This window comes from Hephaestia sp. MAHUQ-44 (genome assembly GCF_023806085.1).
Taxonomy (GTDB): Bacteria; Pseudomonadota; Alphaproteobacteria; order Sphingomonadales; family Sphingomonadaceae; genus Sphingomonas.
Window position 1 is genome coordinate 241,329 of the sequence record NZ_JAMSLX010000005.1, and the last position, 18,222, is coordinate 259,550.

Consider the following 18,222-nt stretch of genomic DNA (forward strand, 5'->3'; position numbering starts at 1 on the left):
CCGCGCGAGATCATCCGCGCGCACGAGCAAGGAGACAGCCAATGGGGCACGATTCCTCGGCACCGACCGGACCCGATTTCACGCAAGGCATCCCTCTTGCCGAGATCGCGGACGGCGGCATGGTGGCGGGCCATGTCGGCGGTGAGGCCGCATTGCTAATCGCGCGGGGCGACGATCTGTTCGCGGTTGCCGCCACCTGCACGCATTATGGCGGGCCGCTCGCCGAAGGGCTGCTGGTCGGCGAGACGATCCGATGCCCGTGGCACCACGCCTGCTTCAACCTGCGCACCGGCCACCCGCACGCGCCCGCGCTCGACGCCCTCAAACGCTGGCGGGTGGAGACGCGCGACGGCACCGCTTTCGTGCGCGAGGAACTGCCCGAACACCGGCCTTCTGCATTGGCCGACACCGCGCTGCCCGCATCGATCGTCGTCGTCGGGGGTGGCGCGGCAGGCAATGCCGCGATCGAAACGCTGCGGCGAGAAGGCTATCAGGGACCGATCACGCTGATCAGCGCCGACGCCGCTTTGCCGTGCGACCGGCCCAATCTGTCGAAAGACTATCTCGCCGGATCGGCCGCACCCGAATGGATTCCGCTGCGTTCAGCCGATTTCTACGCCGAACAGCGGATCGACGTTCGGCTGGCGTGCCGCGTCACCGCGATCGATCCGGGGCGGAACAGGCTGACGCTCGACGACGGCAGCACGCTCGATTACGGCGCGTTGTTGCTCGCGACCGGTGCCTCCCCGGTCCGGCTGACGATCCCCGGCGCCGATTTGCCGCATGTCCACGTCTTGCGGACGCTGGCCGACGCCGACGCGCTGATCGCCGGGCTCGACGGGGCGACGCGCTGCGTGATCGTCGGCGCGAGCTTCATCGGCCTCGAAGCGGCGGCCGCGCTCAGCACACGCGGGATCGAGGTGCATGTCGTCGCACCCGACAAGCGGCCGATGGAACGCGTGCTTGGCGCGGCGATCGGTGACGCGGTGAAGGCGCTCCACGAAGCGCATGGGGTGGTGTTCCATCTCGAAACCACGCTCACCGCGATCCACCCCGATCGGGTGACGCTGTCGACCGGCACCGATCTCGCCGCCGATCTGGTCGTCACCGGGATCGGCGTGCGCCCCGATATCGCGCTCGCCGAGGCGGCCGGGCTCGCCACCGATCGCGGCGTATCGGTCGATGCCTTTCTCACAACAAGCGCGCCGGGCATCTACGCCGCGGGCGATATCGCGCGCTGGCCCGATGCGCGCACCGGCGACAATATCCGCGTCGAACATTGGGCGGTCGCCGAACGGCAGGGCGCCACCGCCGCCCGCAATATGCTCGGCCGGCACGAGCGCTTCGCGGCGGTGCCGTTCTTCTGGTCGCAACATTACGACACGACGATCAACTACGCCGGTCATGCCGAGGGCTGGGACCGGATCGAGATCGACGGCGATCCCGCCGCGCACGATTGCACCGTCACTTATTGGCAAAGCGGCACCCGGCGCGCGGTGGCGACGATCGGGCGCGACATCGCCTCGCTCGACGCCGAAGCGGCGTTCGAGAAGGAGGTATCGGCATGACGACCCCCGCTTTCCCGCCCGCGCATCTCAAGCTCAAACGCGCCTACGAGCCCGCCGTGCCCGAAGACGGCGTGCGCGTCCTGATCGACCGGCTCTGGCCGCGTGGGGTGAGCAAGGCCAGCGCCGCGCTCGACGAATGGATGAAGGAGATCGCGCCGAGTACCGAATTGCGCAAATGGTTCGGCCACGATTCCGCGCGCTGGGAAGAATTCCAGCGCCGCTACCGCGCCGAGCTTCAAGCCCACGCCGAGGCGCTGGATCGCCTGCGCGCACTCGCCGAAAAGCACGTCGTGACGCTGGTCTACAGCGCGCATGACGCGGCGCATAACGATGCGGTGGTACTCCGCGAGGTGTTGACCGAAAAAAGCTGAGGGGATCAGCCCATTCCGCCGAGCGCGTTCACCGAGAAGGCCAGGATGCCCATGTTGAACACGAACGCGGCCATCGACTGGATCAGCGCGACACGGCGGATATGCGCGCCGGTGATCGCGATATCCGAGGTCTGGAACGTCATCCCCAGCGTGAAGCTGAAATAGAGGAAATCCCAATAATCGGGGGTCGGCGTTTTGGGCATGTCCAGCCCGCCTCGATCTCCGCCGCCATCGCCGCCAAGATAATAAAGATGCGCATAGTGCAGCATGAACACGCTGTTGGCGAACAGCCATGCCAGCGCCAGCGTGATCACGATCAGCGCGATCGCGGGCCAGTCGAGCGTCGATTTGCCGGCGATCAGCGTGCCCACCGCGACCAGGACCACCAGCGAGATCAGCACCGTGAGCACAAGCAACCCGCCACGCCGGGCATCGTTGGCCGCCGCCGTGCGCCGCATCGTCGCGGCATCGTCGTTGAACAGCGACGCCAACGCGGCGAGAAAGGCGAGCGCCGCGGCATCGAACCCGATCAGCGGCGCGATCCGCGCGGACGCGCCGAGCACGCTCGCGACCATCGTTCCGGCGACGAGCACCACCCCGAACAGAACAAAGCGCGCGGGCGCGATCCGTTTGGCGATCGCGGCGTCGGCCGCGGTGCGGGACCGCGCGTTCATCGCGCGCGCCTAGGGTCAGGACCCATTGATTGCGCGGTCGTGACGGAGGCGGGAAAGATGGCGCGAGAAGGCGCGCGTGCGGTCCATAGCAGCGCTATGGACCAATCGAGCAACGCGCTCGCGGCGCTTTCCCGCCCCGCCCTTCGGGTGTCCCCCTGCGGGCCCGTGGCAGCGTCGAAGCGTCTCGACGGGGGAAAACCCCCGCCTTCGACGCTTCTCCTCACCACGAACCCGCAGGGCGACATCACGATCCTCGCAATCAATGGGTCCTGACCCTAAGCGGCCATCACGCGCACGGGGATCGCCTTGGCGGCGGGCGTGCCGCTGGTCCGGTCGTAATGGTCGAGCGGCAGCAGCGGATTGAGTTCGGGGAAATAGCCCGCGAGCGACCCGCGCGGCATCGGATAATCGATCACCGTCAGCCCCTCGACGCGCCGCGACACCCCGTCGTCGCTGATCGTTTCGGCGACCACGCGCGCCTTGGGGGCCAGCCCCCGTTCGGCGCGATCCTCAGCGTTCATGAACAGCACCATGCGATCGTTATACACCCCGCGATAGCGATCGCTGTAGCTGTAGATCGTGGTGTTGAACTGATCGTGCGAGCGCACCGTCGCCAGCCGCAGCATCGCCGGATCGGCCACGCTCGGGTTCACCTCGAGCCCCGGCAGGATCAGGAAATTCGCCTTGCCGTTGGGGGTCGACCAGACGCGGCGGCGCGGCGGGATATCGAGATGGAAGCCGCGCGGGGCTTTGATCCGTTCCGAAAAGCCGGTGTAGATCGCGGGATAGACCTGGGCGATCGCCTCGCGGATCAGGTCGTAATCGTCGCTATAGCTTTCCCACCGCACCTTGCTGTCGGGCAAGGTCGCGCGCGCCATCCGGCACACGATCTCGACCTCGGGCAGCAGATCGGGGCTGGCGGGTGCGAGCACCCCGCGCGAGGCGGTGACGTTCGAGAACGAATCCTCGATCGTGATGAACTGCTCGCCGGCCGCGGTGCGGATTTCCTCCGACCGCGCGACCACCGGCAGGATCAGCGCGTCGCGGCCGTGGACCACATGGCCGCGGTTGAGCTTGGTGGTGATCGCGACCGTCAGCGCGAGCCCGCGCATCGCGGCATAAGCGCGCTCGGTATCGGGCACCGCGCGGACGAAATTGCCGCCGAGGCCGATGAACACCTTCGCCGTCCCGTCGAGCATCGCCGCGATCGATTCCACCGTGTGATGGCCATGTTCGCGCGGCGGCTCGAACCCGAACACCTCACGCACCCGATCGAGATAGGCCGGGGTCGGTTTTTCATCGATGCCGACGGTGCGATCGCCCTGCACGTTCGAATGCCCACGGATCGGCGAGATACCCGCGCCGAGCTTGCCGAAATTCCCCTTGAGCAGCAGCAGATTGGCGATCTGCTGCACCAATTGTGAGCTTTTCCGGTGCTGGGTGATGCCCATGCCATAGCAGATGATCGTCGCGCGCGAGGCGATGTAGATCGCGGCACAGCGGCGGATCTGCTCCTCGGCGACCCCCGAGACCGCGACGATCTCCGCCCAATCCTGCGCCATGATATCGGCGCGCAGCGCCTCGAGCCCGGCGGTGTGCTCGGCGACGAAATCGTGATCGATAATCGCCTCGCCTTCGGCCTCGCGCTCGAAGATCACGCGCATCAGCCCCTTGAGGAAGGCAAGATCGCCGCCGATCCCGATATGGACGAACTCGCTCGCGATCGGGGTCGATCCGAAGGTCGCCATCTGGACGATATCCTGCGGCTCGGTGAAGCGCATCAGCGCGCGTTCGGGCATCGGGTTGACGACGACGATCGGCACCCCGCGCTTGCTGGCCTCGACGAGGTTGGTCATCATCCGCGGCGCGTTGGTGCCGGTATTCTGGCCGATCACGAAGATCGCCTCGGCGTGTTCGAAATCCTCCATGATGACGGTGCCCTTGCCGACGCCGATCGCATGGGGCAGCCCGCGGCTGGTCGGCTCGTGGCACATGTTCGAGCAATCGGGGAAATTGTTGGTCCCGAATTCGCGCACGAAGATCGAATAGAGGAACGCCGCTTCGTTGGGCGTGCGGCCCGAGGTGTAGAACTCCGCCTCATGCGGGCTGTCGAGCGCGCGCAGATGCGCACCGATCAGCGCGAAGGCGCTGTCCCAATCGCACGGGACATAGTGATCGGTCGCCGCGTCGTAGCGCATTGGTTCGGTCAGCCGGCCCTGGATTTCGAGCCAGTAATCGGACTTTTCCATCAATTCGGTGACGGTATGCTGCGCGAAGAATTCGCGCGTGACGCGGAATTTGGTCGCCTCATGCGCGAGCGCCTTGGCGCCATTCTCACAGAAATCGAGCGTCTTCTTGCGGTCCGCATCGGGGAAGGCACAGCTTGGGCATTTGAAGCCGCCCGGCTGGTTCATCGAGACCAGCGCGCGCGAACCCTTGGTGACGACGCTTTGTTCGAGCAGCACCTTCGCGGTCGCCGCCGCCGCGCCCCAACCGCCCGCGGGGCGATCGTAGGTTTTGTAGCGGGGCCGGTCTCCAGCCATGATCAGACTCCGAAACGTTACCGAACAGGATCATGATAAAGCACGGTATGCCAACGTTGGCGACCCGCATTGGCTCCGGGAGGCCGCTACAGCCCCAATTCGCGCAGTGCCGCGCGGACACTCGGCAGCAAATCAGCCTCGAACCACGGGTGCTTGGCGAACCACGGCTGGTTGCGCGGCGACGGATGCGGCAGCGGCAGATAGCCCAGTGGCAGATACTCGCGCCACGCGGCCACCGTGGCGGTCAGCGTCGGCTTGCGGCGCGCGCGCAGATAATAGGCTTGCGCATAGCTTCCGACGAGCAGCGACAGCGCGATATCGGGCAGTTGGGCGAGCAGCTTGGCGTGCCACAGCGGCGCGCATTCGGGGCGCGGCGGATTGTCGCCCGAGGCCGCCTTGCCCGGATAGCAGAACCCCATCGGCACGATCGCGACCTTGGCGGGATCGTAGAATTGCGCCGGGCTCAGCCCCAGCCAGCCGCGCAGCCGATCGCCCGAGGGATCGTTCCACGGCACTCCGGTGTCGTGCACCTTGCGCCCCGGCGCCTGGCTGATGATGCACAGCCGCGCGGTGCGCCCCGCCTGCACCACCGGCCGTGGGCCACATGGCAGATCGGCCGCGCACACGCGGCACGCGCGAATGTCGTCGAGCAATTGCGCCAGCGGATCGTGCATGGTCCGCGCTTACGCTCCTCCCGCCGGATGGTCAGCCGCATAGGCACGCGACGACACCTCATCGAGATGGTGGAGCAGATCGGCCGGATCGTCATAGACGCGCAGCGCCCAGCTTCGTTCGAGTTCCTCGCGGCCATAACCGCCCGAGAGCAATCCCACCCCGAGCGCGCGGCACCGCGCCGCCGCAAGCATATCCCACACGCTGTCGCCGACGACGATCGCATGATCAATCGGCACCCCGAGCCGCCGCGCGGCCTCGACGAACAGGTCGGGGTCGGGCTTGGCGAAGCGCACCTGATCGCGCGTCACCACCACATTCTTGTCGGAATCGACCCCGAGCGCACGCAGATTGACGCTGGCGGTCTCGATCCGCCCGCTGGTCGCGATCGCCCAGGGCACACCCATGCCGGTCAGCGTGTCGAGCAATTCCTTGGCGCCCGGCAGCGGAACGACATCACCGGCGAGGCGATGATATGCCTCGGCATGACGCGCGCGCAGCCGCTGGATCATGGTCGCTTCGATCGGCCGGTCGATCTCGCGTAGCAATTGATCGGCGAACAGCCCGCCGCTCATCCCGATTTTGCGATGGATGCGCCAGACCGAGAGCGCGATGTCCTCCGACCGCAGCGCCTCGTGCCACGCCAGCACATGCTGATACACGCTGTCGACCAGCGTACCGTCGAGATCGAAGAGGAAGGAATTGCGCACCATCGCAGGTCATCCGCCGCCATGACCTGCCAGCCAGGCCCATCGCGGCGTCTAGCAGATGCCCGACGCATTTCCCACCGGCGCGCCCCGCGCCGAAACGAACATGCCGGAAATGAAAAGGCGGGGCCGCAGCCCCGCCCTTATTTGGTGCAGTCAAGCTGCTTGTTAACAGCTGGCCCGCGATCTCTGAGATCAAACTCGTCTCACGCGAATGAAACGAAGTCAAGAGCCAGCCGCAACCAAGAGTCAATGGCAATCGCCGAAGCAGTTACGCATGCCCTTGAGCCGGATGCGGGGTTGGATTTTCCGCCTCCTGCACAATGATGATTCATAGCTTTCCGGCTACTAGCGGCCTCATCCGCGGTATGGGCTCGCGGTCAGGCTACGCATCCTTGTGTTGCACCCCTTATCAACCGATATATGCCGATTGTCAATCTCCAAGAGTCAATATTTTATGAGCCTCAACCACTACATGGTGATCAATCTGATGGGAAGCAGCGCATGGTGGTCAATCTGCTAGGGAGGGGCGAGAAGCTTGCGCAAATACGATTGAATAATAGTCTGTTCGCGGGGGAGAACAATATGCGGAGACTCGGACTCGACATCGGCACCAACAGCATCGGCTGGTGTCTCATCGAAGACGATGAGCGGATCATCGACATCGGCGTGCGCATCTTCAGCGATGGGCGCGATCCCAAATCGGGCGCCAGCCTTGCGGTCGATCGCCGCGAGGCGCGGGCGATGCGGCGGCGCCGCGATCGCTATATCGGGCGGCGCTCGGCGTTTCTCGACAGCCTTGTCGATTATGGGTTGATGCCCGCCGACAGCGACGAGGCCAAATTGGTCGCCGAGCGCGATCCCTATGCGATCCGCGCCCGCGCGCTGACCGAACGGCTGGAGCCGTATGAGATCGGCCGGGCGCTGTTCCACCTCAACCAGCGGCGCGGGTTCAAATCGAACCGCAAGGCCGATCGGCGCGTCAAAGACAATGAGGACGGCAAGATCGCGAGCGGCGCCAAGGCGCTCGATCAGGCGATGGCCGAGAGCGGCGCCGACACGCTCGGCCAGTTTCTGGCCGGCCGCGACCAGAAGCGCGTCCGGCTCGACAGCGACGCCCAAGGCTATGATTTCTACCCGCAACGCCGCCATATCGACTATGAATTCGGCCGCATCTGGGAAGAGCAAGCGACGCACCATCCTGCCCTGCTGACCGACGAGGCGCGCGCCGCGCTGCACCGCATCCTGTTCTTCCAGCGCCCGCTCAAGGAAGCGGTGGTCGGCGTGTGCACCTTCGTCCAGACCGAACGCCGGCTGCCCAAGGCGCATCCGCTGTTCCAGCAACGGCGGCTCTATGAAGAGGTCAACCAGCTCGAGATCACCACACCGGGCGAGGCCCCGCGCAAGCTGACGCTCGACCAGCGCGATGCGTTGATCCTCGAACTACGCGGCAAGCGGAAGGTGGCGTTCTCCACGCTCGCACGCCGCCTCAAGCTCCAGCCGGGCGAGAGCTTCAACAAGGCGAGCGAGACGCGCACCGATCTGGCGGGTGACGAGGTCCATGCCGTGCTTGCCGACAAGAAGCGCTTCGGCAAAGCCTGGGCGCATCTGCCCGCCGAGCGCCAATGGACGATCATCGCGCGACTGATCGACGAGGAAGACCCCGACGCGCTCCATATGTTCCTGACCGAGGAATGCGGGCTGGACGACGAGGCCGCGCGCAACACCGCCAAGGCGCCGCTGCCCGAGGGCCATGGGCGGCTGGGCGAGACCGCGACGCGGCGCATCCTCGACGAATTGCGGCGTGAGGTCATCACCTATGACGAGGCGGTGCGGCGCGCCGGCTGGCATCATTCGGACGACCGCACCAGTAAGAGTCTGGACTGCCTGCCTTATTATGGCGAGTTGCTGGCGCGCGACATTCCGCCGGGCAGCCAACTCGCCACCGATCCGCCCGAGAAGCGGTTCGGCAAGATCACCAACCCCACGGTGCATATCGGGCTGCGGCAGCTCGAAAAACTGGTCAATGCGATCATCGCCATCCACGGCAAACCCGACCAGATCGTTGTCGAACTCGCGCGCGAATTGAAGCTCAACGAGAAAGACCGCGCCGAGCACGATCGCCGCATCCACCGCGATACCGTCGCCGCGATCGCGCGCGGCGAGTATCTCGAGCGCGAAGGGATCGCCAATACCGGCGCCAACCGGGCGCTGTTCAAACTGTGGGAGCAGCTCAACCCCGCCAACCCGCTCGATCGCCGCTGCCCGTATTGCGCCGAGCCGATCGGGATGCGCCAGCTCTTCTCGGGCGAGGCGGATGTCGATCACATCATCCCTTATTCACGCTCGCTCGACGACAGCGCCTCGAACAAGGTCGTCGCGCATCGCCATTGCAACCGCAGCAAGGGCAACCGGACGCCCCATGAGCGCTGGGGGCATGACGCCGGAACCTGGGACAAGATCGCCGGGCAGGTGGCGCGGCTGCACCGGTCCAAGCAATGGCGCTTCGGCCCCGATGCTATGGAACGCGTCGCAAAGGATGGCGGCTTTCTCGCGCGCCAGCTTACCGACACGCAATATCTCTCGCGGCTCGCCGGCAAATATCTCCGCAGCCTCTATCCGACCAAGGAAGATGGCAGCGTCTATGTCATCCCCGGCCGGATGACCGCGATGCTCCGCCGCCTGTGGGGGCTCAACAGCCTGTTGAGCGATCACAATTACGTCGAGAACGCGCACAGCAGCGCGCCCAAGAACCGGCTCGATCACCGCCACCATGCGATCGATGCGGCGGTGACCGCGGTCACCACCCGCAGCCTACTCCAGCGGATCGCACGCGTCGCCGGCCAGGCCGAGGACAAGGATCTCGACCGGCTGTTCGAGGGGCTCGATCAGCCGTGGGAGGGGTTTCGTGAACAGCTCGGCGCGGCGCTTGAGCGCGTGACGATCAGCCACAAACCCGATCACGGCCGCAAGGGCCGGCCGGCGCGCGATCGCGACGTCACCTCGGGGCAATTGCACAACGAGACCGCTTATGGGCTGACCGGCGACGTCAACCGCAAGGGCGACAGCCTGGTCGTCTACCGGATCGCGCTGGCTAACCTCCAGCCCAAGGATCTGACCGATCCCGAGCGGATGACCGATCATGCGCTCCAGAATGCGCTGTATGCGGCGACGCGCGGGGCAACCGGCAGCGCGTTCCAGAAAGCGCTCGCCGATTTTTCCAAAGCGCCCGGCCCGTGGCAGGGCATCCGGCGGGTGCGCGTGCGCAAGCCGTTGCAGGTGATTCCGATCCGCGACGCCACGGGCCGCGCGTACAAGGGTTATCAGGGCGATTCGAACGCGCTCTACACCGTGTGGCGCCTGCCCGACGGCAAATGGGTGACGCATTGGACCGACGCGGACGGGATCGCCCGATCGGGCATCGTCTCGACCTTCGATTATCACCAGAAGGATTATGTCGAGCACCGCCCGCATCCGGCCGCGAAGAAGGTGCTGATGCTGCGCCAGAACGATCTGATCGCGATCGAACGCGACGGCGGCCCGCGCGAGATCATGCGCGTACAGAAATACGGCCAGAATGGACAAGTCTTCCTGATCGCCCACAACGAAGCCGGCAAGATGGCCGAACGCGACAAGAACCCCGACGATCCGTTCAAATTCTACGGTCCGGGCGCCAGCGCGCTGCAAAAAATGAAAGCGCGGCAGGTGCGGATTGATCCATTGGGGAGGATTTTCGACCCCGGCCCCCGATGATCGGCGTGCATGGGGGCCGATAGCGCTGTGCTGGGGGAGGCTTGATGGACCGAATCGTCGATATCGCGACCGATGGGCGTCACCTGTCGCTCTACCGCGGTTTCCTGATCGTCGAAGAACAGCGCGAGGAAGTGGGACGCATCGCGCTCGACGATGTCCATGCGGTGATCGTCCACGCCTATGGCACGACCTGGAGTGCCAATCTGGTCGCCGCGCTGGCCGAACGGGGCGCGCCGCTGGTGTTTTGCGGCGCGAACCACGCCCCGATCGCGGTCACCTTGCCGGTCGCGGGCCACCACGCCCAGAATGCCCGCTTCCGCGCCCAATGGGAGGCATCCAAACCGCTGTGTAAACAGCTCTGGCGCCGGATTGTCGCGGCCAAGATCCTGATGCAGGGATCATTGTTGGCAGCACGCGCTGTCCCCGATGCGAGCGCCTTCGCGCTGATGGCGCGACGGGTGAAATCGGGCGATGCCGGGAACCTCGAAGCGCAGGCCGCGCGCCGTTACTGGCCGCTGCTGATGGGCCCCGCGTTCCGGCGCAGCCGCGACAGCCCTGGCGCCAACGCCCTGCTCAATTATGGTTATGGCATCATGCGGGCCACCGTCGCCCGCGCCGTGGTCGCGGCCGGCCTGCACCCGACGATCGGCATCAACCACGCCAACCGCGGCAATGCGATGGCGCTGGCCGACGACCTTATCGAGCCGTTCCGCCCGCTGGTCGACGCGCTCGTCGTCACGATGTCGACGCGAGGCATCGAAACGCTCGATCCCCCACTCAAGCGCCGTTTCGCGCGACTGATCGCGTTCGATCTGCGGGTCGGCGACGAGCTTTCCCCGGTATCGCTTGCCGCGGTGCAACTCGCCCAATCGCTGGCGCGATCGTTCGAGACCGGCCGGCCATCGCTGGCGCTGTTCGATCCGCCGACGCCGATCGAATGGTCGACGCTGACCCGGAAAGACGACAAGGATGCGCCGGCAGCGTGAGCGACACCTCCTATCTGAGCGGGTATCGTCTGATGTGGATTTTCGTCATGTTCGATCTGCCGGTTGGCACGAAGAAAGAAGCACGCGACGCCACCAAATTCCGCGAGTTTCTGCTCGACGAAGGGTTCGAGATGAGCCAGTTTTCGGTCTATGCCCGCTTCTGCAACGGCAAGGACAGTTTCGAGTCGCATCTCGCCCGGATCGAGCGCAACCTGCCCGAGAAAGGCGATATTCACATCCTGACCTTCACGGACCGGCAATATGAAAATATCGTCAGATTTTCGAGCCAGCGCCGCCAGCGACCCCGACAGAATCCCGATCAACTGGCCATGTTCTGATATCGAGCGACAGAATGCGCCACCCGAATGTGCCAGCTTCTCCTTGTTAATCAAGGCGTTGCCAGCACATCCGGGTTAGCAGCTCAGAGATCGAGGGCCAACCGCAACCCATGCGAAGCCGGTGCGCGTCATGTAGAAGGGTTAGCAGCTCAGAGATCGAGGGCCAACCGCAACGAGAGGACTACCGCAAGCCGGTGAAAACAGGGTTAGCAGCTCAGAGATCGAGGGCCAACCGCAACTCCAGCGATCGCTGCCCGAGGCGCGGCTCGGGGTTAGCAGCTCAGAGATCGAGGGCCAACCGCAACCGTCCCGGCCCTCATCGCGTTTGTGGGACGGGGTTAGCAGCTCAGAGATCGAGGGCCAACCGCAACCGAAGCACCGTCACCGTCGAAAGGCCGGTGGGGTTAGCAGCTCAGAGATCGAGGGCCAACCGCAACTCGCTGCGCAGCCGGCCGCGCTGGTCGATGGGGTTAGCAGCTCAGAGATCGAGGGCCAACCGCAACGGCCTTCGGCTTGCCGATGGCCGGAAGCGTGGGTTAGCAGCTCAGAGATCGAGGGCCAACCGCAACCGCACGGGCGAAACGCTCACGATCGCCGCGGGTTAGCAGCTCAGAGATCGAGGGCCAACCGCAACTCCGGTGCGCTCTGTGCGATCAGAGAGCGGGGTTAGCAGCTCAACGAGCCAGAACCAGCGATAGCGCGCTGCCCCTGTAAAATCGCCTCTGCTCAGCCAAGACTGGCAACGAAATCCTTGGCCTGGCGGGCGACGGTGTCGGCATCGTCGCCCATGCGGTAAAGCGCCGAGCCGAGGCCGAAGCCGTTGGCGCCCGCCGCGCGCCACGGCTGCATCGTGGCGGGCGTGACGCCGCCGACCGCGAGCATCAATGCCTCCTTCGGCAACACCGCGCGGTGTGCCTTGAGCACGGCGGGCGACGCGCCCTCGGCGGGGAACAGCTTGAGCGCGGTGGCCCCCGCATCGAGCGCGGCGAAGGCTTCGCTGGGCGTGAAATAGCCCGGCAGCGACGCCATGTCGGCGGCCACCGTTGCACGGATCACGTCCGGGTTGGTGTTGGGCGACACCACCATCCGCCCGCCGGCCGCCGCCACCCCGGCAACGGCATCGGTGGTCAGCACGGTGCCCGCGCCGATCATCGCGCGATCGCCGACCGTCTGCACCAGCCGCGCGATGCTCTCCAGCGGGTCGGGCGAGTTGAGCGGCACCTCGATCAGCGTGAAGCCGGCCTCGACCAGTGCCACGCCGATCGGCGCGACCTCGTCGGGCCGCACGCCACGCAGGATGGCGACCAGCGGGCAGCGCGCGAACGCGGCGGCGAAATCACGAACGGCGGTCATCCAAGAAGCTCCTCGATTCGGGTAATGCCCGCGACGAAGGTCGCGTGGCTGTCGATCCGCGCGGCCGACGCGCCGACGATCTCGATCGCGCGGGCATAGAGCGCGCCCAACGCCTCGTCGGCAAGCAGGTACACTGTCTCGCCGGCGCGGACATGCGCGCGCACATCGGTGCCGATCAACAGCCCGCTGACATAGGAGGTCGCGGTGCCGGGCGCGCGTAACCCCAGCACGCCCGCCGCGCGCACCCCGAACAGCGCACCAAGCAGGTCGCCGCGCCCGGCATCGGCCACGCCCTCGCCGAACGCATCGTCATTGACGACCGCGCCCGTCATTTCCTGCCCGATCAGCGCATGCGTCTTGAGCAATGCAAACAATTCGCCGGTCATCGCGGTGACGAAATCGGCGAGCGCGCCGTGCTTCATCCACGCCCATTTGCAATGTGTGCCGGGCTGGCAGAGCAGGCTGTCGCGCGGCACCATCCCCGCCGCGACCGCACCGAGCAATTGTACCTCCTCGCCGCGCATCACATCGCCGCGCCCTTCCACCGCGCGGCTGACGCCGGGCACGATCGCGACCCCCGCAATCGGCCGCACGACATTCGCGGCAAGCGCCTCGATCGTCGCGGGCGCGGCGACATAGCCGGCATCGACCCAGCCCCGGTTCGATCCCACCATTCCGGCGAGCACGATCGGCACATCGCTATAGCGTTCGCGCAACGCCGCGATCTCGGCGTCGAACCCGCCGGGCGCGATCGCAAGGATGCCGCGATCGTCGCGCGTCGTCGCCATCACCGCGCCCTGCTCGATCAGATAGGCGCGGCGATTGGTGGTGCCCCAATCGATGGCGAGAAAGCGGCTCACCAGAAGGTCGCGTACAGCACGATGAGGATCAGGATCACGCCCAGCGCGCCGATGTTGAAGCTGGTGTGCGTCGCGTAGCGCACGTCAGCGGTTTCGATCGTATCGGTGCCGGCGCGCGCGGGGACGAGCAGCGAGATCACCACCGCCAGCGCCAGCGAGGCCAGGAAGACGATCCCCATCCGATCCATGAACGGCAGCGACACCCAGAACAGCTTGAGCGCCCATGACAGCACCACCGACGTGACTGCCGCGGCGATCGCACCCGCCTCGTTCGCGCGCTTCCAGAACAGGCCAAGCAGGAAGATCACGGTGATCCCCGGCGTGAAGAAGCCGGTGAATTCCTGGATGAACTGGAACGCCTGTTCGGAACTGCCGATCAGCGGCTTGGCGGCGAGGATGGCGATCAGAATCGCGACCGTCGCCGCGACGCGGCCGACGAATACGAGGTGGCGCTCCTCTTTCTGCTTGCCCGCGCCGTCCTCCGCGACCCCATCCTCCGCCATCGTCCGGTCGCCGCGATATTTGGCGTAGACATCGAGCGTGAAGATCGTCGCGATCGAATTGATCTTGGAGGCGGTGGACGCGATGATCGCGGCGATCAGCGCGGCGAACACCAGCCCGAGCAGCCCGGTCGGCAGCAGCCGCATCATCATCGGATAGGCCTCGTCGGGCTTGGCCAGATCGGGCGCAAGCACCACCGCGGCGATCCCGGGCACGACGATGATGATCGGCATCAGCAGCTTGAGGAAGGCCGCGAACAGCACACCCTTCTGCGCCTCGCTGATGCTCTTGGCGGCCAACGCGCGCTGGATGATATATTGGTTGAACCCCCAATAACTGAGGTTGGCGATCCACATCCCGCCGATCAGCACCGACAGGCCGGGCAGATCCATATAATGCGGATTGCCCTTCTCGAGGATCATGTGGAAGTGATCGGGGATCTCGGCGGTCAGCCGCGTCCAGCCGGCGATGACGCCCTGCCCGTCACCAAGCTCGCCCAGCGTCAGCCCGGCGATGATCAGCCCGCCCATCACGAGCAAGGTGACCTGGACGATATCGGTGAGCGCCACCGCCTTCAGCCCACCGCGCAACTGATAGAGCAGCGCGAATGCGCCAAGGATGACCAGCGCGAGCATCTGATCGACCCCCGCCACCTTGGTCACCGCGATCGAACCGAGCCAGATGATCGAGGTCAGGTTCACGAACACGTAGAGCGCGAGCCAGAAGATCGCCATCAGCGTGCGGATCGACTTGCCGTACCGCCGTTCGAGGAACTGCGGCATCGTGTAGATTTCGTTGCGCAGGAAGATCGGCAGGAAGAACTTGCCGACGATCAGGAGCGTCAGCGCCGCCATCCATTCGTACGACGCGATCGCCAGCCCGATCGCATAGCCCGATCCCGACATGCCGACGATCTGTTCGGCCGAGATATTGGCCGCGATCAGCGACGCGCCGATCGCCCACCAAGGAAGGTTCTTCGAGGCGAGGAAATAATCGGCGCTGTCCTTCTGATGCCCCGCTTTCTCGCGCGACACCCATTGCGCAAGGCCGAAGATCGCGATCGCATAGACCGCGACCACCACGATATCGATCGTCCCGAGACCCATGCGACGCCATCCAAACCATCAACAGCCGAGCGCCTTTTATATGATCGATCGGACTTGTCGAGGCGCTTCTGATCTGCAAAAACGCCGGGCCTGAGGTTGGGCTGGGAGAGGTTCGGTGACAGGTTCGGTTCCGCATCCGCAAGACGCGGGGCTGGCGCGCAACCAGCTTGGCCGGAACCTGACCTACGGCCTGCTCGAAGCACTGGGGCGCTCGATCGTCGTCGGCGAGTATAGCGACCGCGCCTTCCCCACCGAGGCCGAGCTGGCCAAGGCACATGACGTCAGCCGATCGGTGACGCGCGAAGCCGTCAAGATGCTCACCGCCAAGGGGCTGCTCGGCGCGCGCCCCAAACAGGGCACTTTTCTCCAACCCGAAAGCCATTGGAATCTGTTCGATACCGATGTGCTGCGCTGGCTGCTCGAGCGGCGGTCGTCGATCGGCCTGCTGCGCCAGTTCAACGAATTGCGTATCGCGGTGGAACCGCAGGCCGCCAAGCTCGCTGCGACCCGCGCTGCGCCCGCCGATGTCGCCGCGATCGGCACCGCCTTGCAACGGATGCGCGACGCCGAACTGGGGCATGAAGACACGCTCGATGCCGATATCGCCTTCCACGTCGCGGTGCTCTACGCGTCGGGGAACCCGTTTTACGCGCAGTTCCGCGACGTCGTCGATACCGCGCTGCGCACCTCGATCCGCTTCACCAACCGGATCGCGGGGCGCGCCGCCAGTATCGACAGCCACGCCGCGGTGTACGATGCGATCGCCGCCGGCAAAGCCGCGCGCGCCGAAAAAGCCATGCGCCACCTCATCGACGACGTCCTTGTTCTCATCGAACAGGTGGTCGCCAACGATCCCGCCTGATGCCCTCAACGACAGGAACCGCCATGTCCTCTACCCCCATTCCGATCGCCATCATCGGCATCGGCAAGATTGCCCGTGATCAGCACATGCCCACGATCGCCGCCGATCCGAATTTCCGGCTCGCCGCCTTCGTCACCCGCCGCGATCAACCCGACGACGTGCCCCGGTTCGCGACGATCACCGAAATGGCCAAGGCAATGCCCGAGGTGAAAGCAATCGCGATCTGCACGCCGCCGCGCGGGCGGCTCGAGCTGGTTCGTGAGGCGATCGCGGCCGGGCTCGACATCATGCTCGAAAAGCCACCCGCCGCCACGATCGGCGAAGCGCAGGCGCTCGCCGATCTCGCCGCCGCCAGCGACGTCGTGCTCCATGCCACCTGGCATTCGCGCGAGGCCGCGGCGGTCGAACCCGCGATGGCATGGCTCGCCGATCGCACGATCCACAAGGTCTCGATCGCGTGGAAGGAAGACGTGCGCGTCTGGCATCCGGGGCAGGAATGGATCTGGGAAAGCGGGATCGGCGTGTTCGATCCCGGCATCAACGCGCTGTCGGTGCTGACCAAATTGCTCGGCAGTGCGGTGTTGCTCGAGACCGCCGCGCTGCGCTTCCCGAGCAATCGCGACGCCCCGATCGCGGCCGATCTGACGCTGGCGGCGGGCCCGATCCCGATCGAGGTCGCGTTCGATTTCGATCAGCGCGGGCCGCAGACCTGGGATATCGTGATCGAGACCGACCGCGGCACGCTGACGCTGAGCGCGGGTGCCTCGAAGATGGCGGTCGACGGCACGGCGGTCGCAGTCGCCGACGATCCCGAATATGCGCGGCTCTATCGCCGCTTCCACCACCTCGTCACGACGCGTACGAGCGACGTGGATTTCTCGCCGTTCCGCCTCGTTGCCGACGCCTTCATGCTCGGCAAGCGCGAGACCGTCGGCGCATTCGACTGGCGCTGAGGCAAGGCCCGAACCATCGGGGAGAGGCGGTTTTCTTGCCAGCGCGCGACACGAATCGCCTCATCTCGAGACGGGATGCAACCTTGCATATTTGATCGAGGCAGGCGCGTAACGGCAGCGGGCGACGACCACGCCCACGCCCGCCATGGCGGCCAGCGGCGGAATAGGCCGCAAAACAATATCGGAATGCGGCTTGACAGGCGGCAAGGAACATAGGATTTCCGCCGCCGCGCGGGTGTAGCTCAATGGTAGAGCAGAAGCTTCCCAAGCTTACGATTTTGGCGGTTTTCTACGGTTTTCGCTGTAAACTTCAATCCAAAGAGATCGATATAAATCAACAGCTTAGATTTTCACTGTAAACTACTCCACCTACCGTCGCGAAGCGATTCGGTGCTTATCCCCGGCCCGTGCGATCAATAACCGGACATTTTATAAATCATAATTTCGCGTACGATAATCGATAAAGAGAGCATTTATCGATCATGCGCTGGAACTGGCAACAACCTGATTGGCCTGATTTCGCCTACGCCCCCGCCGCGTTGCAAGCAGCCGAAACACAATTCCTGAAAGGCGCCGGCATCGTTGTCGGAGCGATGCTCCACGCGGAAGGTGAGCAGAAGCAATCACTGACGATCGAATTGATCGCTCAGGAGACGGTCGACAGCTCGGCGATCGAAGGCGAAGTGCTCGATCGCGCAAGCGTCCAATCCTCGCTAGCCAAACACTTGGGTCTGCAAGCCGACCGCCGGCGCGCCAGTGCGGCCGAGGCCGGTGCCGCCGAACTCATGGCAAACCTCTACAGACATGGGCCGAACACTTGTCCGATCAGGCGCTTTTCGACTGGCACACCATGCTGATGGCCGGCAGGCGCGACTTGGGAACGATCAGCGGCTATCGCACCCACGCCGATCCCATGCAGATCGTGTCGGCGCACTGTACGCGCCGCGCATCCATTATGAAGCGCCGCCTTCCGAA

At 65.3% G+C, this 18,222-nt stretch carries 15 protein-coding genes and 1 CRISPR repeat array; of the genes, 8 read left to right on the top strand and 7 right to left on the bottom strand.

Annotated elements, in window-relative coordinates:
- Nucleotides 1-41 precede the first annotated feature (41 nt).
- Together NFE57_RS07925 and NFE57_RS07930 are read left to right on the top strand one after the other, a co-directional pair.
- A complete protein-coding gene (locus NFE57_RS07925) occupies nucleotides 42-1,568 on the top strand; it encodes an FAD-dependent oxidoreductase (protein ID WP_252135032.1) in 1,527 nt (508 codons plus the stop codon).
- Nucleotides 1,565-1,939 (top strand): DUF488 domain-containing protein, encoded by a 375-nt coding sequence (locus tag NFE57_RS07930; protein WP_252135033.1) that lies wholly within the window; start codon nucleotides 1,565-1,567, stop codon nucleotides 1,937-1,939. The genes NFE57_RS07925 and NFE57_RS07930 overlap by 4 nt, the downstream gene beginning before the upstream one ends.
- A 5-nt stretch (nucleotides 1,940-1,944) precedes the next feature.
- Here NFE57_RS07930 and NFE57_RS07935 read toward each other — a convergent pair whose 3' ends face one another.
- The 4 genes from NFE57_RS07935 to NFE57_RS07950 all read right to left on the bottom strand — a co-directional run bounded on the left by NFE57_RS07935 (nucleotide 1,945) and on the right by NFE57_RS07950 (nucleotide 6,541).
- A complete protein-coding gene (locus NFE57_RS07935) occupies nucleotides 1,945-2,613 on the bottom strand; it encodes a DUF1345 domain-containing protein (protein WP_252135034.1) in 669 nt (222 codons plus the stop codon).
- A gap of 275 nt (nucleotides 2,614-2,888) precedes the next feature.
- Nucleotides 2,889-5,156, bottom strand: coding sequence for an FdhF/YdeP family oxidoreductase (locus tag NFE57_RS07940; RefSeq protein WP_252135035.1), 2,268 nt, complete (start codon nucleotides 5,154-5,156; stop codon nucleotides 2,889-2,891).
- 86 nt (nucleotides 5,157-5,242) lie between these two features.
- Nucleotides 5,243-5,830 (bottom strand): uracil-DNA glycosylase family protein, encoded by a 588-nt coding sequence (locus NFE57_RS07945; protein WP_252135036.1) that lies wholly within the window; start codon nucleotides 5,828-5,830, stop codon nucleotides 5,243-5,245.
- Nucleotides 5,831-5,839: 9 nt separating this feature from the next.
- Entirely contained in the window at nucleotides 5,840-6,541 is a 702-nt protein-coding gene (locus tag NFE57_RS07950) for an HAD family hydrolase (protein ID WP_252135037.1), read from the bottom strand.
- 579 nt (nucleotides 6,542-7,120) lie between these two features.
- On the opposite strand from NFE57_RS07950, the gene cas9 reads away from it, so the two are divergent.
- The 3 genes from cas9 to cas2 are packed head-to-tail and all read left to right on the top strand — an operon-like array spanning nucleotide 7,121 to nucleotide 11,612.
- The gene (cas9, locus tag NFE57_RS07955; protein WP_252135038.1) at nucleotides 7,121-10,288 is read left to right on the top strand and encodes a type II CRISPR RNA-guided endonuclease Cas9; all 3,168 of its coding nucleotides are present in this window, start codon (nucleotides 7,121-7,123) and stop codon (nucleotides 10,286-10,288) included.
- Nucleotides 10,289-10,332: 44 nt separating this feature from the next.
- The gene (cas1, locus tag NFE57_RS07960; RefSeq protein WP_252135039.1) at nucleotides 10,333-11,274 is read left to right on the top strand and encodes a type II CRISPR-associated endonuclease Cas1; all 942 of its coding nucleotides are present in this window, start codon (nucleotides 10,333-10,335) and stop codon (nucleotides 11,272-11,274) included.
- Nucleotides 11,271-11,612, top strand: a complete 342-nt coding sequence (gene cas2 / locus NFE57_RS07965; RefSeq protein WP_252135040.1) for a CRISPR-associated endonuclease Cas2 — start codon at nucleotides 11,271-11,273, stop codon at nucleotides 11,610-11,612. Before cas1 ends, cas2 begins: the two co-directional genes overlap by 4 nt.
- A gap of 72 nt (nucleotides 11,613-11,684) precedes the next feature.
- Nucleotides 11,685-12,246: direct repeats of the CRISPR family, unit length 36 nt; unit sequence GGGTTAGCAGCTCAGAGATCGAGGGCCAACCGCAAC.
- Between the two features lie 92 nt (nucleotides 12,247-12,338).
- Here the strand turns inward: cas2 and NFE57_RS07970 are convergent.
- From NFE57_RS07970 to NFE57_RS07980, 3 genes are read right to left on the bottom strand one after another with little or no spacing between them, the layout of a single operon-like run.
- Nucleotides 12,339-12,965, bottom strand: coding sequence for a 2-dehydro-3-deoxy-6-phosphogalactonate aldolase (locus NFE57_RS07970; protein ID WP_252135041.1), 627 nt, complete (start codon nucleotides 12,963-12,965; stop codon nucleotides 12,339-12,341).
- Nucleotides 12,962-13,825 carry a 2-dehydro-3-deoxygalactonokinase gene (locus tag NFE57_RS07975; RefSeq protein WP_382279967.1) on the bottom strand — a complete coding sequence of 288 codons (864 nt, stop codon included), beginning with the start codon at nucleotides 13,823-13,825 and terminating at the stop codon, nucleotides 12,962-12,964. Before NFE57_RS07975 ends, NFE57_RS07970 begins: the two co-directional genes overlap by 4 nt.
- Nucleotides 13,822-15,432, bottom strand: coding sequence for a sodium/sugar symporter (locus NFE57_RS07980; protein ID WP_252135042.1), 1,611 nt, complete (start codon nucleotides 15,430-15,432; stop codon nucleotides 13,822-13,824). The genes NFE57_RS07975 and NFE57_RS07980 overlap by 4 nt, the downstream gene beginning before the upstream one ends.
- A 115-nt stretch (nucleotides 15,433-15,547) precedes the next feature.
- Between NFE57_RS07980 and NFE57_RS07985 the strand changes: the two genes are divergently transcribed.
- The 3 genes from NFE57_RS07985 to NFE57_RS16750 all read left to right on the top strand — a co-directional run bounded on the left by NFE57_RS07985 (nucleotide 15,548) and on the right by NFE57_RS16750 (nucleotide 18,104).
- The gene (locus NFE57_RS07985) at nucleotides 15,548-16,294 is read left to right on the top strand and encodes a FadR/GntR family transcriptional regulator (RefSeq protein WP_252135043.1); all 747 of its coding nucleotides are present in this window, start codon (nucleotides 15,548-15,550) and stop codon (nucleotides 16,292-16,294) included.
- Between the two features lie 23 nt (nucleotides 16,295-16,317).
- Nucleotides 16,318-17,247 (top strand): Gfo/Idh/MocA family protein, encoded by a 930-nt coding sequence (locus NFE57_RS07990; protein WP_252135044.1) that lies wholly within the window; start codon nucleotides 16,318-16,320, stop codon nucleotides 17,245-17,247.
- Nucleotides 17,248-17,729: 482 nt separating this feature from the next.
- The gene (locus NFE57_RS16750) at nucleotides 17,730-18,104 is read left to right on the top strand and encodes a DUF4172 domain-containing protein (RefSeq protein WP_353653879.1); all 375 of its coding nucleotides are present in this window, start codon (nucleotides 17,730-17,732) and stop codon (nucleotides 18,102-18,104) included.
- Nucleotides 18,105-18,222 lie beyond the last annotated feature (118 nt).

What these genes read in the sequence shown, in the direction of transcription:
- NFE57_RS07925 (WP_252135032.1), top strand. Translation starts at nt 42, where the DNA reads ATGGGGCACGATTCCTCGGCACCGACCGGACCCGATTTCACGCAAGGC.
- NFE57_RS07930 (WP_252135033.1), top strand. Translation starts at nt 1,565, where the DNA reads ATGACGACCCCCGCTTTCCCGCCCGCGCATCTCAAGCTCAAACGCGCC.
- NFE57_RS07935 (WP_252135034.1), bottom strand. Translation starts at nt 2,613, where the DNA reads ATGAACGCGCGGTCCCGCACCGCGGCCGACGCCGCGATCGCCAAACGG.
- NFE57_RS07940 (WP_252135035.1), bottom strand. Translation starts at nt 5,156, where the DNA reads ATGGCTGGAGACCGGCCCCGCTACAAAACCTACGATCGCCCCGCGGGC.
- NFE57_RS07945 (WP_252135036.1), bottom strand. Translation starts at nt 5,830, where the DNA reads ATGCACGATCCGCTGGCGCAATTGCTCGACGACATTCGCGCGTGCCGC.
- NFE57_RS07950 (WP_252135037.1), bottom strand. Translation starts at nt 6,541, where the DNA reads ATGGTGCGCAATTCCTTCCTCTTCGATCTCGACGGTACGCTGGTCGAC.
- cas9 (WP_252135038.1), top strand. Translation starts at nt 7,121, where the DNA reads ATGCGGAGACTCGGACTCGACATCGGCACCAACAGCATCGGCTGGTGT.
- cas1 (WP_252135039.1), top strand. Translation starts at nt 10,333, where the DNA reads ATGGACCGAATCGTCGATATCGCGACCGATGGGCGTCACCTGTCGCTC.
- NFE57_RS07970 (WP_252135041.1), bottom strand. Translation starts at nt 12,965, where the DNA reads ATGACCGCCGTTCGTGATTTCGCCGCCGCGTTCGCGCGCTGCCCGCTG.
- NFE57_RS07980 (WP_252135042.1), bottom strand. Translation starts at nt 15,432, where the DNA reads ATGGGTCTCGGGACGATCGATATCGTGGTGGTCGCGGTCTATGCGATC.
- NFE57_RS07990 (WP_252135044.1), top strand. Translation starts at nt 16,318, where the DNA reads ATGTCCTCTACCCCCATTCCGATCGCCATCATCGGCATCGGCAAGATT.
- NFE57_RS16750 (WP_353653879.1), top strand. Translation starts at nt 17,730, where the DNA reads ATGCGCTGGAACTGGCAACAACCTGATTGGCCTGATTTCGCCTACGCC.